The sequence below is a fragment of the Streptomyces luteolus genome, assembly GCF_029968015.1.
Lineage (GTDB): Bacteria > Actinomycetota > Actinomycetes > Streptomycetales > Streptomycetaceae > Streptomyces > Streptomyces luteolus.
In genome coordinates this window covers 1-15,539 of sequence record NZ_JASCIS010000015.1, presented here as the reverse complement: position 1 = coordinate 15,539, position 15,539 = coordinate 1, and the positions used below count along the sequence as shown (strand labels likewise).

Below are 15,539 nucleotides of genomic sequence, written 5' to 3'. Positions count from 1 at the left end.
GGCCCGGAACAGGGGCACTTGAGGGCGACTCACACACGGTGACCGAGGGTGATCGATTTGCGTCAAGGTGGGGACGCGAAAGGGACAAAGGGCAGAACGAAGCCCCCGATCACGGGGGAACAACCGGGGGCTTCGCGTCTGCGGGGCGGTCCGAAGAACCGCACATTGAGAACGTAAGTCCTGTACGGCCTTTGGGTCAAGCAGAGTTGGCGTACTCGCGGAAGCGGTTTTCCGGGGGCTCAGCGGACCGCCGAAGGGTCGTCACGGTCTGTAATGGCTTGGGGTGACGGACGTGGTGCCCGGTGTCCCGGCAGCACCACGTACCCCTCCGGTCCCTGCCGTACCAAGGTGTCCGCGCAGGGCCGCGTGGGGTCTTCGGCGAAATGCCGACGCTCGGCCCGCTCCCAGCCGTCCCAGAACTCCCGCTGCGCCGAACCGTCCCGGCCGCGCCCGCGCGCCCACGCCTCGCCGTGTGCCAGGTCCATCCAGCACAGCCACGCCAGCCACGGCCTGAGCTCCCGCCGACCGGCACCGACACCCTCGATGAGGACGACGGGCGCGGCCGGCAGGCGCATCTCCGCGTCGAACCGGCGCGTGTTCCAGTCGTACGCCGGGACGCGCGCCGTGCGCCCTTCGGAGAGCGGGTCGAGCACCTGGCGCCGGAACCGGTCGGTCCAGTCGAAGAGTTCGGCGTGGCTCCGGACGTCGTCGAGGGCGAGCACGGGCGCCCCGCCGAGCGCCGCGGCGAGCCGGGCTGCGAAGGTCGACTTGCCGGAGCCGGCGTGCCCGTCGACGCCGACGAGACGGACCGGCCCGCAGGACGGCGGGAGGGCGCGCAGGGTGCGGGCGAGGCGGGTGAGACCGTCGATGGCCTCGGGGCTGTGGTTCATCGCCTCAAGGCTACGGCGCGCCCCGAAACGGGCATCCGCAGGCCGTTCCAGTGGTCCACGCCAATATTGGCCCGGGCGCGCGCCCCGAAGTGCTGGCACGGGCCGTCGTCTGCGGAGATAGTGGGCGTCGTTGTCATGTTTCCGCCGTCTCCTCGTACGCCGCCGGACGCGGGCCGTCCGGAGGCAAGGCACGACGCGCGACTCGACTGGGGGCCCCACACCATGGCTGACTCTTCCGGATCCTCCGGATCCTCCCGATCCACCACCCGCAGGTCCGTGCTCGCCGCCGCGGTGGCGGTCGCGGCGGGCGGAGCGGTAGCCGCCACGGCGGCCGCCGCCTCCGACCCCGGCGCCGCCGGCCGCCCCGCCGCCCGCCCGCGCCCGAAGGCCCCGTCCCGCAGGGTCGACAACCGCTTCTGGTCCTCGTACGCCGACTGGAGCGCGGGCGCCCACAACGGCACGCGGGCCGTCGCCGGTGCCCGCCCCGGCATCGAGATCGGCACCCCCGCGGGCACCGTCAACTACGCCGACCCGCACACCGGCAGGACGGCGACCTGGGAGTACGCGGTCTGGACGAGCCCCGCGCACACGCTGTCCGTGCCCGCCACCGAGGCCATCGCCTCGTGGAACGCCCGTACGCCGTCCGGGACTTGGCTGCAGATCCAGCTGCGCGCGCGGTACAGCGACGGCAAGCGCAGCCCGTGGTACGTGATGGGCCGCTGGACCTCCGGCGACGACCGCGAGGGCGACACCGGCACGATCCGCCGCACCTCCGTCGACGGCCAGAAGGACGGCAAGACCTCCGTCTGGACGGACACGCTCTCCGTCGACGACCCGTCCAAGGGCCTGCGCGTCGCCTCGTACGAACTGCGCCTGACCCTCTACCGCAAGCCGGGCGGCACGGCCACGCCGCGCGTGTGGCGGCTCGGCGCGATGGGCTCGGACGTCCCTGACCGCTTCACGGTGCCCGCGTCCGAGCCGGGCCTCGCCAAGGAGCTGAAGGTTCCGCGCTACTCGCAGAACACCCACATCGGCCAGTACCCGGAGTACGACAACGGCGGCGAGGCCTGGTGCAGCCCGACCTCCTCGCAGATGATCCTGGAGTTCTGGGGCCGCAGGCCCACCGCCGACCAACTGGCCTGGGTGAACCCTGACTTCGCCGACCCGCAGGTCTGCCACGCGGCCCGCTTCACGTACGACTACCAGTACGAGGGCTGCGGCAACTGGCCGTTCAACGCCGCCTACGCCGCGACGTACGACGACATGCAGGCCGTCGTCACCCGCCTCGGCTCGCTCACGGATCTGGAGAAGCTGATCGAGGCGGGCATCCCGGCCATCACGTCGCAGTCGTTCCTGGAGAAGGAACTGACCGGCGCGGGCTACGGCACGGCGGGCCACCTGATGACGGTGATCGGCTTCACGAAGGACGGCGACGTGATCGCCAACGACCCGGCCTCGGACGACAACGAGGCGGTCCGCCGCGTCTACCAGCGCCGCGAGTGGGAGAACATCTGGCTCCGCACCAAGCGCCACAACGCCGACGGCAAGGTGGTGTCCGGGACGGGCGGGGTCTGCTACCTGTACTTCCCGGCTCGCCTGAGCGACTCCCAGCGGAGCGTGCTGCGGGAGCTGGGGATCCGGTAACCCTCTCGCGCGGAACGGCCCGGCCCGGGCGGAGCTCGCCCCGGCCGGGCCGTCGTGCGTTCACGTCTACGCCGTCGAACGCGTCACAAGGCCCCCGCGGCGAGGGCGAGCCGCGAACGGAGCACGTCGATCGCCTCGTCGACGACGCGGCCGACGAGTTCACCGGCCGGAGGGATGTCGTGGATGAGGCCCTGCACCATGCCGGCCGACCAGATGCCCGCCTCCAGGTCCCCGTCCTCGAAGACCTTCCGGCCACGGGCGCCCGCGACGAGATCGCGGACGTCCTCGAAGGAGCCGCCGGCGTCGAGGATCTCGACGACCTTGTCGCTGACGGAGTTGCGCGCCACCCGGGCGGTGTTCCGCAGCGTGCGGAAGATCAGGTTGGTGTCGCGCTCGGACCCGGCGACGATCGCCTCCTTGACCGCATGGTGCACCGGGGCCTCACGCGTGCAGAGGAACCGGGTGCCCATGGTGACGCCGTCGGCCCCGAGGGCGAGTGCGGCGGCCAGACCCCGGCCGTCGGCGAGACCCCCGGAGGCGAGGACCGGGATCGTGAGCCGGTCCACGGCGGCCGGGACCAGAACGAGGCCCGGGGTGTCGTCCTCGCCGGGATGGCCCGCGCACTCGAATCCGTCGATGCTGACCGCGTCCACCCCCACGGCCTGCGCCTTGAGCGCATGACGCACGCTCGTGCACTTGTGGATGACCTTCACCCCGTGCTCCTTGAACAGGGGCAGGTGCGGCGCGGGGTTGGACCCGGCCGTCTCGACGATCCCGACCCCGGACTCGACGACGACGCGGCGGTATTCGTCGTACGGGGGCGGGGTGATCGTCGGCAGGATGGTCAGGTTGACGCCGAAGGGCGCGTCGGTGAGGTCCCGGGTCCGCTGGATCTCGCGGGCCAGGTCCTCGGGGGTCGGCTGGGTCAGGGCGGTGAGGATGCCCAGGCCGCCGCCGGCCGAGACGGCTGCGGCGAGCTCGGCCCGGCCGACCCACTGCATGCCTCCCTGCACCACGGGGTGGGTGATGCCGAAGGCCTCGGTGAACCGCGTGCGCAGGGCACAGCCGGTGATCTCCTGGTCCGTCATCCGCGCAGCTCCCAGTTCTCGTAGATCGTCGCGTTGGCCAGACCGCCGGCCTCGCACATGGTCTGCAGTCCGTAGCGCAGGCCCTCGGCCCGCATGTGGTGCAGCAGGGTGGTGGCCAGGCGGGCGCCGGACCCGCCCAGGGGGTGGCCGAGGGCGATGGCGCCGCCGTTGGGGTTGACCCGCCCGGCATCCGCCCCGGTCTCCGTGAGCCAGGCGCCGACGACACTCGCGAAGGCCTCGTTGACCTCGAAGGCCCCGATGTCGCCGAGGGCTAGGGCCCGTCTCTCCGATCTTTGCGGATCAGGCCGCGGCGTCATGGGGGTCCCCCTTGCTCTGGGGGCACCTCCCGGCCGAAGGCTGGGGGAGGAGCCGAGAGCTTGGGGGAGCGTGCTCTGGGGGTCCCCCCGGCCGAAGGCTGGGGGAGTGCGCCCGGATCGCCCTCGTACTGGACGTACTTGGGTGATTCTGGCGTGCGGCGAGTGGGGGCACCCCCGGCCGGAGGCTGGGGGAGCGTGCCAGGCGTCGCGGCCCCGCAAAGATCGGGGAGACGGGCCCTAGGCCCGCCTTGGCGAGGACGTCGGCGGTCGCGGGGATCGGGCCGCCCAGCATCGCGATCGGATCCGAACCCACGGCCGTCGCGGAGTGGACGCGGGCGAGCGGCGTCAGGCCCAGACGCCCGGCGCGTTCGCTCGTGGTGACGAGGACCGCGGCCGAACCGTCCGAGATCTGTGAGGAGTTGCCCGCCGTCATCCGGCCGTCCTCGGCGAAGGCGGGCCTCAGTGCGGCGAGCCTGTCGACATGCGTGCGGCGGCGCACACCCTCGTCGAGGTCGAAGCGGGAGCCGTCGGGCAGCGTCACCGGTACGACCTCCTTGGCGAACCGGCCGCCGTCGATGGCCGCGGCGGCACGCTCGTGCGAGCTCACGGCGTACGCGTCGAGCCAGGTCCTGCTCAGGTCGTAGCGGGCGGCGAGGATCTCGGCGCCCTTGCCCTGGTGGAACTCGTAGCCGTCGTACCGTTCGGCGACGAGGTCACCGAACGGCAGTCCCGGACCGTTGGCTCTGGCCGAGCCCATCGGGACCCGGCTCATGGACTCGACGCCACCGGCGACCACGACCTCGGCGTGCCCGGCGATGACCGTGGCCGCCGCGAAGTGGATCGCCTGCTGGCTGGAGCCGCACTGCCGGTCCACCGTGGTTCCGGGGACGGACTCGGGCCACCCGGCGGCGAGCACGGCGTTCCGCCCGATGTTGGCCGACTGCTCCCCGACCTGACCGACGCAGCCCCAGATCACGTCCTCGACCACGGAGGGGTCGATACCGGTCCGCTCGGCCAGGGACCGCAGGACCGAGGCGGACAGGTCGACCGGGTGGAGCGCGCTCAGGGCTCCTTCGCGACGGCCGATCGGGGTGCGTACGGCTTCGACGATGACGGCGTCTCTCATGAGGTGCTCCCTTCCGACGGCACGTTCCGCCGGGCGACGGAGAGTTCGCGCTCAAGCAGGTTCGGCAGGGCGCGCGACATTCCGTTCGTGGATCTGGGTGGTGCCCTCGTAGATGCGCAGAGCCCGTACGTCACGCCACATGCGGGGGACCGGGCTGTCGCCGACGATGCCGTCACCGCCGAGGATCTGCACCGCGCGGTCCGCGACCGCCGAGGCCATCTCGGTGCAGTACAGCTTGGCGGCCGACATCCGTTCCCGTGGCGGGCTCCCGGCGTCGAACTCGCGGGCGCAGTCGAGGACCAGGGCGCGTCCCGCCTCCAACTCGGCGTAGCTGCGCCCCAGCAGGGCCTGCAGAGCGCCGAACTCGGCCAGCGGGCGGCCGAACTGCTCCCGGCGGCCGGCGTACGCCGTCGCCTCCGTCAGGATGCGCGTCGTCTGTCCGACCGCGGTGGCGGCGACGTGCGTACGGGCGTGGTTGATCCCGCGCAGGGCCTGGCGCATCCCCCTGCCGGGTACCCCGCCGAGCAGGGCTTCGGGGCCGACTCGGACCCCGGAGAGTTCGATCTCGGCGACCGGGCCCTCGGCGTGTCCGTTCATCCGCTCGGGCAGCCGGACCGTCACGCCGTCGGTCGTCCGGTCGACGAAGAAGGCCGAGAGCGCCTTGTCGTCCTGGCCGGTCCGGGCGAAGACCAGCAGGACGTCCGCCCAGGCACCGTTGGTGATGAAGCGCTTGTGCCCGTCGAGGACGTAGCCGTCCGTGGTGCGGCGGGCGGTGGTCCGCAGGGACGACGCGTCGCTGCCCGCCTCGGGCTCGGTCAGCGCGAACGCCGCGACGCACGCACCGTCGGCCATCGCCCGCAGGTACCGCTCCCGCTGCTCCTCGGTGCCGTGGTCGAGCAGCGCCTGGGAGACCAGCCCGATGGTGGTGGAGAAGCGTGACCGGTACACGGCCGAGGCACGGGTGAACTCCATGGTCAGCCGGGCCTGCTGCTCGACCGTCCACCCCAGTCCGCCGTACCGCGTCGGCAGCGTGAGCCCGAACAGGCCGACTTCCGCCATTCTGCGCACCAGGTCCTCGGGCACGGCACCCGCGCGGACCATCTCCGGCTCACGGGCGATCAGTTCGTCATCCGTGAAGTCCCGGATCAGCGCGAAGTAGTCGTCGAACTCCATGTCACGTACGGATGCGTGGATCACCGGAGCTCCAGGGACTTCGAGATGACGCTCTTCATGACCTCGCTGGTGCCGCCGAAGATGCGGGTCACGCGGGCGTCGGTGTAGAGCCTGGCGATGGGGTACTCGCGCATGAAGCCGTAACCGCCGTGCATCTGCAGGCACTTGTCGATGACCCGGGCCTGCATCTCGGTGCAGAACAGCTTGACCTTCGCGGCATCGGCGGGGGTCAGCGTGCCGGCGTCGAGTTCGGTGAGGGCGCGGTCGACCAGGGCCTGGCCGGCTTCGAGCTCCGTAGCGCACTCGGCGAGCACGAACTTCGTGTTCTGGAAATCCGCGACGCGCTTCCCGAACGCCTTGCGCTCCTTGACGTAGCCGATGGCCATCCGCAGCGCGGCCGTCGCGGTCGCCTGCGCGGTGATCGCGATCGTCAGCCGCTCCTGCGGCAGGTTCGCGGTCAGCATGCTGAAGGCGTCGCCCTCGACACCGAGCAGGTTCCCGGCCGGCACCCGGACGTCGTCGAAGAACAGCTCGGCGGTGTCCTGCGCCTTGAGCCCCATCTTGTCGAGGTTCCGGCCGCGGCTGAACCCGGGCATGCCGGACTCGACGACGAGCAGCGACAGTCCTTTGCGCCGGTCGAAGCCGCCGTCGGAGGTGCGGGCGACCACGATGACGAGGTCGGCTCCGATGCCGCCCGTGATGAACGTCTTGGCACCGTTCAGGACGTACGTGTCGCCGTCGCGTACCGCCGTGGTGGCCATGCCGGCCAGGTCGGACCCGGTACCCGGTTCGGTCATCGCGACGGCGCTGACCAGGGAACCGTCCGCGAACCCCGGGAACCAGCGCGCCTTCTGCTCCTCGTTCGCGAACTCCAGGAAGTACGGCAGGACCGTGCTCAGGTGCACCTGGAGTCCTCCGAGGGTCGCCGCGGCGTACCCGTTCTCCTCAAGGACGACGGCGTTGAAGCGGAAGGTCTCCATTCCGGCGCCGCCGTACTCCTCGGGAATCTGGAGGCCGTTGATGCCGATCCCGGCGGTCTTCCGGTACAGCTCGGGCGGCACGATCCCGGCGGCCTCCCACTCCTCGACGTGCGGCACGATCTCCTTGCCGATGAACTCCCGCACGGTCTCGCGGAACGCCTCGTGGTCGTCGGTGAACATGTCCCTGCGCATGGTTCTCTCCTGGAGAGCGGTCTGATGGGTCAGGCGTTGAGGTGAATGACGGAGTCGGCGGCGAGTGCGTCGATCTCCGGTGCGGAGTAACCCAGTTCTCCGAGGAGCTCCGCCGTGTGCTCGCCGAGTGCGGGGGCGCCGCTGCCGGGGCTCCGGGGCGCGCTGCCCAGCTGCCAGGGCGAGCCGAGTGTGGTGTGCCGCCTGCCGTCGGTGCCGACCGCCTCGACGAACAGGCCGCTCGCCACCACGTCCGGGTTCCTGACCACCTCGTCGTAGCGGCTGATCCGGCCGGCCACCACACCGTTCGGTGCGAGCAGCTCCATCGCCTCGTCGGTGGTCAGGTCCGCGAAGGCGGCGCGCAACTCGGTGAGCAGCTCCGAACGGTGGGCGACCCGCGCCTGGTTGGAGGCGAAGCGCTCGTCCGAGGGAAGGTCGGGCCGTTCGATCAGGCGGCAGAGCTTCTCGAAGTGCGGTGCCGAGTAGGCCGAGACCACGAGAGCGCCGTCCGCGGTCGGCATGACGTCGGCGGCCGGGGCGACCGTCGGCTGGCCGTTGCCGCTGCGCAGCGGCGGTTCTCCGGTCAGCAGGTACTCGCCCCAGTTGGAGCCCTGCAGATGAACGGCGACCTCCAGGAGCGAGACCTCCACCTCGTCGCCCGCGCCGAAGCGCAGCCTGCGGACGTAGGCGCCGAGTACGGCCTGGGCCAGTACGTGTGCCGCCGCCGCGTCGACGACGGGGAAGCCCACGCGCTGCGGCTCGCCCTCGTGCTCCCCGGTGACCGACATGATGCCGCTCTCGGCCTGCGCCGCGATGTCCAGGCCGGGCCGGTTCCTCGACGGGCCGTGCAGGCCGAATCCGCTGACCGTCGCGTAGACGACCTCCGGGCGCTTCGCCCGCACGGCGGAGGCACCGAGTCCGAACCGCTCCATCACACCGGGCCGCAGATTCTGTACGACGATGTCCGCGTCCTCGATCAGCCGGTGGGCGATCTCCTGCCCGCGCGGATCCCTGAGGTCGAGGGCGATGGCGCGCTTGTCACGGTTGTACGTGCGCAGGATCGCCTCGCCGTACAGCCCGATCACGCGGGCGGCCTCGCCGGTGACCGGCTCGACCTTGACGACGTCGGCGCCCAGGTCGCCGAGGATCTGCGTCGCGGCCGGAGCCGCGATGAACTGTCCGAAGTCGACGACCCGGACTCCTTCCAAAGGCGCGTTCACGCCACAACCTCCACTCGTGCACGGATCTTTGCCAGGTCACGCTCGGGCCGGACAAGCAGCACCGCGAGCGCTCCGCCGACCGTCATGAGGAGCCCCGTCAGGGCGAAGCCCTGGCCGTAGCCGGTGGCGGTGTCCGCGGCCGCGCCCACGAAGTGACCGAGCAGGAGCGGCGCGAGGACGCCGGCCATGCTGTAGAAGGCGACGAGCCAGCCGAGGATCGCGCCCCGCTGCTTCGGGGCGACCACGTCTCCGATCGCCGTGAACGCGACCGCGTACGCCGCCGAGTTGAGCGAGAAGGCGAGCGTCACGAAGACCATCTGGAGGGGGCCCTGGTCGATCGTCGTGAACAGGTACATGGACACTCCGGAGGCGACGACGAGCCCGGCGGCCAGGTAGCCACGCGTGATGCGCCGGGACACCCCCCGGGCGGTCAGGCGGTTCGACAGCAGTCCCGCGCCGATGGCCGCGGCCGCGGCGACCGCGTACGGGACGGTGATGAGGCGGCCGACGGCGATCGCGTCGTAGCCGAGTCCCTGGCTGAGGTAGAGGGGCAGCCAGGACACCTTGAGCGTGGTCGACCAGTAGGCGAAGAAGGTCAGCAGGCCGATGCCGACGACGGTGCCGGTGGTGAGCAGGACTCGGAGCGGCGCCGGCGCCGGCACCGGCGCCTGTGCCACGGCCTGAGGCCCCTCGGCGACGGCCTGAGGACCCTCGGCGACGGCCTGAGGACCCTCGGCGACGGCCGCCGCCGGGAGGTGTTCCGGGGCGTCCCTGCTCAGGGTGAGCCAGGCCGCCAGCCACAGCGCCCCGGCGAGGATGAGCACCCCGAAGGCGGCGTGCCAGGACCAGGTGACGATCACCCAGCTCAGCACCGGTGCCGCGATCAGCGGGCCCATGGACGCACCGGAGGTGACGATGCTCGCGGGCAGCCCGCGCCTCTCCGGCGGGAACCAGGCGTGCACGATGTGCGTCGCCAGTGCGTAGGCCGGACCTTCGGCGAAGCCGAGCACGACCCGGCACAGGAGCAGCGCCACGAAGCCGACCTGCCAGAGCAGCGGGATCATGGTCAGGATCCAGATCACCATGAGGGCCGCGACCAGCCAGCGGATGTTGATCCGGCTCGTGAGCGCGCCGACGAGGATCGCGCCGACGGCGAAGAGCCAGAAGAAAGCGCTCTGGACCAGACCGAACTGCTGTGGCGTGATGCCCAGGTCCTCGATGATCTGCACACCTGCGAAGCCGAGCACGGCCTTGTCGGCGAAGTTGAGCACCATGAAGGCAAGCAGCAGGAGCGTCACGATCCAGGCTCGGCGGCTCGCGGCGGGTCTGGACGTCTTTGTCCCTGGGGACGAGGTGGATGCCGTCGGAGTCATGGAGATTCCAAACGGTGTCGGCGCGCGGGGGTGCGGCGCGCGGCGAATGAGGAGGTCCACGGTCCGGCGAAGGCGGGAGGAGCGGGAGCCGTGAACGAGAGGCGGCGACCGACGGTCACCGACCGGTGAGGGTGATGCCTGAAGAAGAGGGCGCGGGGCCCGCCGGGTCAGCGGCCGGCGTACACGGGCCGGCGGCGCTCCAGGAACGCGGCGGCCGCCTCGCGGGCGTCCTCGGTGTGGAAGCAGCGCACCATACGGTCGACCTCGCCACCGAGATAGTCGGCGAGCGGCATGGTCTGCGAGGCGACCAGGTTCTGCTTCATGGCCCGGGCCGCGAGCGGGGCGGCATGCGCCAGGCGGGCGGTGACACGATCCGTGAGCGCGTCGAACGCGTCGGCGGCGGAGACCGCGGTCACAAGACCGAGCTCGGCTGCCCGGTGCGCGTCGAACTTCTCCGGCAGCAGGAACAGTTCACGGGCGCGCGCGGCGCCGAGCAGCTGCGTGAGGAACCAGATTCCGCCCAGGTCACCGGGGAGACCCGCGCCCAGGAACGCGGTGTTGAAGACGGCGGCTTCGGAGGCGAGCCGGAGGTCGGTCGCGAGCGCGAGAGACAGCCCCGCCCCGGCGCAGGCACCGTTGATCGCGGCCACCGTGACCTGGGGCATCAGGTGGAGACGCTGAGCCACGTGACTGGCCGCGCGCAGCCGCGCCGAGTCCTCCTCGAAGGAGTCGCCCCGCAGGGACCGAAGCTCCGGGGGAGCGGCGAGGTCGGCGCCGACGCAGAAACTCGAACCGGACCCCGTCAGCACGATGACCCGCACCGAGCGGTCTGCCTCCAGGTGGCCGAGGACGTCTTCGAGATCAGCGAGCAGACGGACCGATACGGCGTTCCGACGCTCGGGGTTGTCGAGGGTCACGGTCGCGACCTGGTGGGCTATCGAGCATGAGACCTGTGCTGGCATCGGCGCCTCCGGTGAGCGGGAGTTGATCGCTTGCTGTCCGCGTCATGAACTGCGCCACATCCAACGTTCCCCCGACCGACAGCGTCAAAGACCAAATGTCGAGCGGATTGACTGCAATCACCTATGAGTCCAGGTGTCTGTGCGTCCGAGGCGCCCCGGTCCCCTCCACCGCGATCGGCGACCGCTCCCTGAACCGGTCGAGTTGTCGCTTCTCCATCGCCGCCATCACCTCGCCCGCGGCCTCGATCCGGCTCATCCCCGAGGACATCCGACGGTCGAAGGCGCGATTCCAGGACGCCAGGTCGGCCTTGGTCTCGCTCAGGAACGCCGCGGCCGCCTTGGTGAGCCGCCCGGACCGGTGCACCAACCCGATCCGCCGCTGGAGCGGAGGATCGACCTCGCGGACCACCGCCCCCCGCTGGTGGGCCTCCATGGCGACCCGCAGGGAGACGATCGCCGCGCCGGCGCCGGAGAGCACCGTCGGCACCACGGCTCCCCGCTGCGGCACCTCCACGGCGACGCGCGGGTCCACCCCGTTCTCGCGAAGCATGGCCTCGATGTAGTCCCTGGTGGGGGTGTTCCGTTCCCCCATCGCCAGCGGGATGCCCCGCCATCGACCGGAGCGGTACGACCGGGGGCAGTTCGGCCTCGGTCCCGGGTGGCAGGAGCAGGACGAACTGCTGGGTGACCAGGTACTCGTCGGTCAGACCGTCGTGCGGCACCGGCAGCATCGTCACGCCCAGCTCGCAGGTTCCCGACTTGACCAGCTCCAGGACGTCGGAGACATGGTCGCGCTCGTCGACGCGCATGGTCACGTTGGGGTTCTTGACCCGGAAGTGAGCCACCCAGACCGACAGCGGATCCGTCGAGATGTCGGAGAGCGACGCGATGTCGATCCGCCCGCGCTCCACATCACGCACCTCGTGCACCGCCTGGCGCGCCGAGCTGATGTCCCGCAGGATCTGCCGCGCCGGACCGACCAGGGCCTCACCGGCGGGAGCCAGCACAAGCCCCCGTCCCACCCGGTGGAACAGCTCGGTCCGCAGGTCCTTCTCCAGCTTCCTGACGGCCTGCGACAGCGACGGCTGGGCGACACGCGGCGCGGCTGCCGCCCGGTTCACCCCACCGTGGTCGACAACGGCGAGGAAGTACTCCAGCTGACGGACGTCCATTCCCGAAATCTACGGGGTACCCCACCGGCCCCGCGTGGCCCGGGCGTGACCTACGTCCTAACCCGTGGGCCGCATCCCCTGGCACTCTGGTCGGGCCAGTGGGGGGATGCCACTGCCGGACCCTTCGTGAGCGAGACAGCCATGACCGCGACTGCCACCACCGTCGAAGACGCCCGCGCCCGGATCCGCACCGGGGGCCCCAAGGACGACGGCCCCAAGATCCTGGAGCACGTACTGGGCTGGACCCTGGTCGTCGTGCTCGCCATGTTCGTCACTCAGGCCGGGCTGCTCTAGGGCCGCCCGCAACGACCGGGGAGACGGGCCCGGGACACACCCCGGCGGGGCGAAGAGCGCCAGGCCCTCCGCCCCGCCGACTCCCGCCGCGGGCCGGTTGCCGTCCAGGGCCACCCGCGGCGCAGAACTCGGTCGCCGTTCGCCGGTGACGGCTAGTTGAGCGCCTTGATCAGCTCACCGTCGGCCGTGTCGCCGCTCAGCTCCCAGAAAAACGTGCCGCCGAGGCCTTCCTTGTTCTTGTAGGCCATCTTTCCGGCGAGCGTCTCCGGGGTGTCGTAGCTCCACCAGTTGTTGCCGCAGTGCGCGTACGCGGTGCCGCCGACCGTTCCGTTGGCCGGGCACTTCGTCTTCAGCTCCTTGTAGTCGTCGATGCCCTGCTCGTACTTTCCGGCCGCCGGGCCCGTGGCCGTGCCGCCCGGCTCCTTCTGCGTGACGCCGGTCCAGCCGCGCCCGTAGAACCCGACGCCGAGCAGCAGCTTCTCCGACGGGATGCCGAGCCCCTTGAGCTTCGCGATCGTCGCCTCGGAGTTCCAGGTGTCCTTGGGGATGCCGTCGTACTTGCTCAGCGGCGAGTGCGGGGCGGTCGGGCCCTTGGCGTCCCAGGCACCGAAGTAGTCGTACGTCATCGGGTTGTACCAGTCGACGTACTGCGCGGCGCCCGCGTAGTCGGCCGCGTCGATCTTGCCGCCGTCGGAGGCGTCGGCCGGGATCGCGGCCGTGACCAGCTGGTCCTTGAACTTGCCGCGCATCGCGGCCATCAAGTTCTTGTACGCCGCACGCCCGCTGGTGTCGCAGGTCAGGCCGCAGGCGTTGGGGTACTCCCAGTCGATGTCGATGCCGTCGAAGACGCCGGCCCACTTGGAGTTGTTGACCAGGTCGTAGCAGGACTGGGCGAAGGCCTCGGGGTTCTTCGCCGCCTCGGTGAAGCCGCCGGACCAGGTCCAGCCGCCGAAGGACCAGAGCACCTTGAGGTCCGGGTACTTGGCCTTGAGCTTGAGGAGCTGGTTGAAGTTGCCGCGCAGCGGCTGGTCCCAGGTGTCGGCCTTGCCGTCCACGGACTGGTCGGCGGTGTACGCCTTGTCCGTCGCGGCGTAGGCGTCGCCCATCGTGCACTTGCCGCCCTCGACGTTGCCGAACGAGTAGTTGATGTGCGTGAGCTTGGCCGCCGAGCCGGACGTGTCGATGTTCTTGACGTGGTAGTTGCGGTCGTACACGCCCCATTCGGTGAAGTAGCCGACGACCTTCGAGCCGGCCGCGGCCTTCTCGCCGGCGGCGTCCTCGGCGGGGGTCGGGGCGGCGCCCGCGGCGCCCGCTCCGACGAGCAGGCCGCCGCCGAGTACGGCACAACAGGCCGAGGCGAGCAGCACCCGGGTGCGGGTGCGGAGGCGGTGCGGTCTGAGCATGGTGTCTCCTCGTGGGGGAGGGAGGAACTGCTGTTGACCTTGCCCTCGGCGCGGGCCCCCGGGGACGGGACGCGGTGGCCGAGATTGACATGAACGCGGTGAGGCATTCGCCGGAACAGTAGAAGGACTAGACCAGTGGGGTCAATGGTTCGGACCAATTCGCACGTCCGGAGTGAAGGGCGATGTCCGGCCCTCGATGCGGCCTGTCATGGCCTGGTTGTTGGCCTGGATGTGGGGGTCGGCCACATATTCACGAGAGAAGTGAAGTGAACGGTCGTGAACCTGGTGACGTGCGGCACTTCGTCGGGCATACTCGCTGCAACGGCCCTTGGTGAGCCGCGTTTCGCGACCCGAATCGCCGCCCGTGGCCGGGTAGTCAGAACTCCGGCGGCTCCCCACCCGATGCGACCGCCGCAGCGCCCGACAGGGAGGAGAGCGACGACATGTCGGACCGTGCGCCGCACCAGCAGGTGGAGCGTCAGTTGCCCACGGAGGAGGCCCGCGACCTCCTCGCGCTCGTCCGCGAGATCGCCCAGCGTGAGATCGCCCCGGCGGCCGCCGAGGGCGAGGACGCCGGGCGGTTCCCGCGCGAGGTCTTCACCCTGCTCTCCGAATCCGGCCTCCTCGGCCTGCCGTACGACTCGGAGTTCGGCGGCGGCGACCAGCCGTACGAGGTCTATCTCCAGGTCCTCGAAGAGCTCGCCGCGGCCCGGCTCACCGTCGGCCTCGGGGTCAGCGTGCACACGCTCGCCGCCCACGCCCTCGCGGGGTACGGCACGAAGGAGCAGCAGGCCGAGCACCTCCCCGCGATGCTCGGCGGCGGACTCCTCGGGGCGTACTGCCTCTCCGAACCGGCCTCCGGCTCCGACGCCGCCTCGCTGCGCACCAAGGCCGTGCGGGACGGGGACGGCTGGGTGATCGACGGCGGCAAGGCCTGGATCACCCACGGCGGCATCGCCGACTTCTACACGGTCATGGCCCGCTCCGGCGGCGAGGGCGCCAAGGGCATCACCGCCTATCTGGTCCCGGGTGACGCCGAGGGGCTGACCGCCGCCGTGCCCGAGCGGAAGATGGGCCTCAAGGGCTCACCCACGGCCCAGCTCCACTTCGACGGCGTGCGGGTCTCCGACGCCCGCCGGATCGGCGAGGAGGGCCAGGGCTTCGCGATCGCCCTCTCCGCCCTCGACTCCGGCCGCCTCGGCATCGCCGCCTGCGCGATCGGCGTCGCCCAGGCCGCCCTGGACGAGGCCGCGGCGTATGCCAGGGACCGCCGCCAGTTCGGCCGCCCCATCGCCGACTTCCAGGGCCTGCGCTTCATGCTGGCCGACATGGGGACGCAGATCGAGGCCGGCCGCGCCCTCTACCTCTCGGCCGCCCGGCTGCGCGACGCCGGGCTGCCGTTCTCCCGGCAAGCGGCCATGGCCAAGCTGTTCTGCACGGACGCCGCGATGCGCGTCACCACGGACGCGGTCCAGGTCCTCGGGGGGTACGGCTACACGCTGGACTTCCCCGTAGAGCGCCTCATGCGCGAGGCCAAGGTCCTGCAGATCGTCGAGGGCACGAACCAGATCCAACGCGTCGTGATCGCCCGGCACTTGATAGGCCCGGAGTCGCAGTAGCCCCCGGCCACGAGGTCACCACTGCCCGCCCCACCTAGCCCCCGGCCCCGACGTCACCACTGCCCGCCCCACCTAGACGAGTCATTCCG

General features: G+C 71.1%; 13 protein-coding genes and 2 pseudogenes. 3 read left to right on the top strand and 12 right to left on the bottom strand.

What is annotated here, in order from left to right; all coding sequences use genetic code 11:
- Positions 1 to 239: 239 nt before the first annotated feature.
- Positions 240 to 890 carry a uridine kinase family protein gene (locus tag QIT00_RS16535; protein WP_282536037.1) on the bottom strand — a complete coding sequence of 217 codons (651 nt, stop codon included), beginning with the start codon at positions 888 to 890 and terminating at the stop codon, positions 240 to 242.
- A 222-nt stretch (positions 891 to 1,112) separates the two neighbouring features.
- On the opposite strand from QIT00_RS16535, the gene QIT00_RS16530 reads away from it, so the two are divergent.
- A complete protein-coding gene (locus tag QIT00_RS16530; protein WP_282536036.1) occupies positions 1,113 to 2,534 on the top strand; it encodes a peptidase C39 family protein in 1,422 nt (473 codons plus the stop codon).
- Positions 2,535 to 2,617: 83 nt separating this feature from the next.
- On the opposite strand, the gene QIT00_RS16525 is transcribed toward QIT00_RS16530, so the two are convergent.
- The 10 genes and pseudogenes from QIT00_RS16525 to QIT00_RS38950 all read right to left on the bottom strand — a co-directional run.
- Positions 2,618 to 3,622: an NAD(P)H-dependent flavin oxidoreductase gene (locus QIT00_RS16525; protein WP_282536035.1), complete on the bottom strand. Its 1,005-nt coding sequence runs from the start codon at positions 3,620 to 3,622 to the stop codon at positions 2,618 to 2,620.
- A pseudogene (locus tag QIT00_RS16520) lies at positions 3,619 to 3,897 on the bottom strand (acetyl-CoA C-acetyltransferase); the annotation flags it as partial. The gene QIT00_RS16525 and the pseudogene QIT00_RS16520, both read right to left, overlap by 4 nt.
- Before the next feature lie 25 nt (positions 3,898 to 3,922).
- Positions 3,923 to 5,065 carry a thiolase family protein gene (locus QIT00_RS16515; protein ID WP_282536034.1) on the bottom strand — a complete coding sequence of 381 codons (1,143 nt, stop codon included), beginning with the start codon at positions 5,063 to 5,065 and terminating at the stop codon, positions 3,923 to 3,925.
- Positions 5,066 to 5,116: 51 nt separating this feature from the next.
- Complete coding sequence (locus tag QIT00_RS16510) at positions 5,117 to 6,262, bottom strand: acyl-CoA dehydrogenase family protein (RefSeq protein WP_282536033.1); 1,146 nt, start codon at positions 6,260 to 6,262, stop codon at positions 5,117 to 5,119.
- On the bottom strand, positions 6,259 to 7,410 hold the full coding sequence (locus QIT00_RS16505; RefSeq protein WP_282536032.1) for an acyl-CoA dehydrogenase family protein: 1,152 nt from the start codon (positions 7,408 to 7,410) through the stop codon (positions 6,259 to 6,261). Before QIT00_RS16505 ends, QIT00_RS16510 begins: the two co-directional genes overlap by 4 nt.
- Before the next feature lie 29 nt (positions 7,411 to 7,439).
- Complete coding sequence (locus QIT00_RS16500; RefSeq protein ID WP_282536031.1) at positions 7,440 to 8,627, bottom strand: CaiB/BaiF CoA transferase family protein; 1,188 nt, start codon at positions 8,625 to 8,627, stop codon at positions 7,440 to 7,442.
- On the bottom strand, positions 8,624 to 10,000 hold the full coding sequence (locus tag QIT00_RS16495) for an MFS transporter (RefSeq protein ID WP_282536030.1): 1,377 nt from the start codon (positions 9,998 to 10,000) through the stop codon (positions 8,624 to 8,626). The genes QIT00_RS16500 and QIT00_RS16495 overlap by 4 nt, the downstream gene beginning before the upstream one ends.
- A gap of 167 nt (positions 10,001 to 10,167) precedes the next feature.
- A complete protein-coding gene (locus QIT00_RS16490) occupies positions 10,168 to 10,962 on the bottom strand; it encodes an enoyl-CoA hydratase-related protein (RefSeq protein WP_282536029.1) in 795 nt (264 codons plus the stop codon).
- 121 nt (positions 10,963 to 11,083) lie between these two features.
- Positions 11,084 to 11,554, bottom strand: a complete 471-nt coding sequence (locus QIT00_RS16485) for a LysR family transcriptional regulator substrate-binding protein (RefSeq protein ID WP_408909788.1) — start codon at positions 11,552 to 11,554, stop codon at positions 11,084 to 11,086.
- A 25-nt stretch (positions 11,555 to 11,579) separates the two neighbouring features.
- Positions 11,580 to 12,134: pseudogene (locus tag QIT00_RS38950) on the bottom strand (LysR family transcriptional regulator); the annotation flags it as partial.
- 141 nt (positions 12,135 to 12,275) lie between these two features.
- On the opposite strand from QIT00_RS38950, the gene QIT00_RS16480 reads away from it, so the two are divergent.
- Complete coding sequence (locus QIT00_RS16480; protein ID WP_282536028.1) at positions 12,276 to 12,428, top strand: SCO1431 family membrane protein; 153 nt, start codon at positions 12,276 to 12,278, stop codon at positions 12,426 to 12,428.
- Between the two features lie 152 nt (positions 12,429 to 12,580).
- Here the strand turns inward: QIT00_RS16480 and QIT00_RS16475 are convergent, their stop codons facing one another.
- Positions 12,581 to 13,831, bottom strand: coding sequence for a glycoside hydrolase family 18 protein (locus QIT00_RS16475; RefSeq protein ID WP_282536027.1), 1,251 nt, complete (start codon positions 13,829 to 13,831; stop codon positions 12,581 to 12,583).
- A 443-nt stretch (positions 13,832 to 14,274) separates the two neighbouring features.
- On the opposite strand from QIT00_RS16475, the gene QIT00_RS16470 reads away from it, so the two are divergent.
- A complete protein-coding gene (locus QIT00_RS16470) occupies positions 14,275 to 15,450 on the top strand; it encodes an acyl-CoA dehydrogenase family protein (RefSeq protein ID WP_282536026.1) in 1,176 nt (391 codons plus the stop codon).
- Positions 15,451 to 15,539 lie beyond the last annotated feature (89 nt).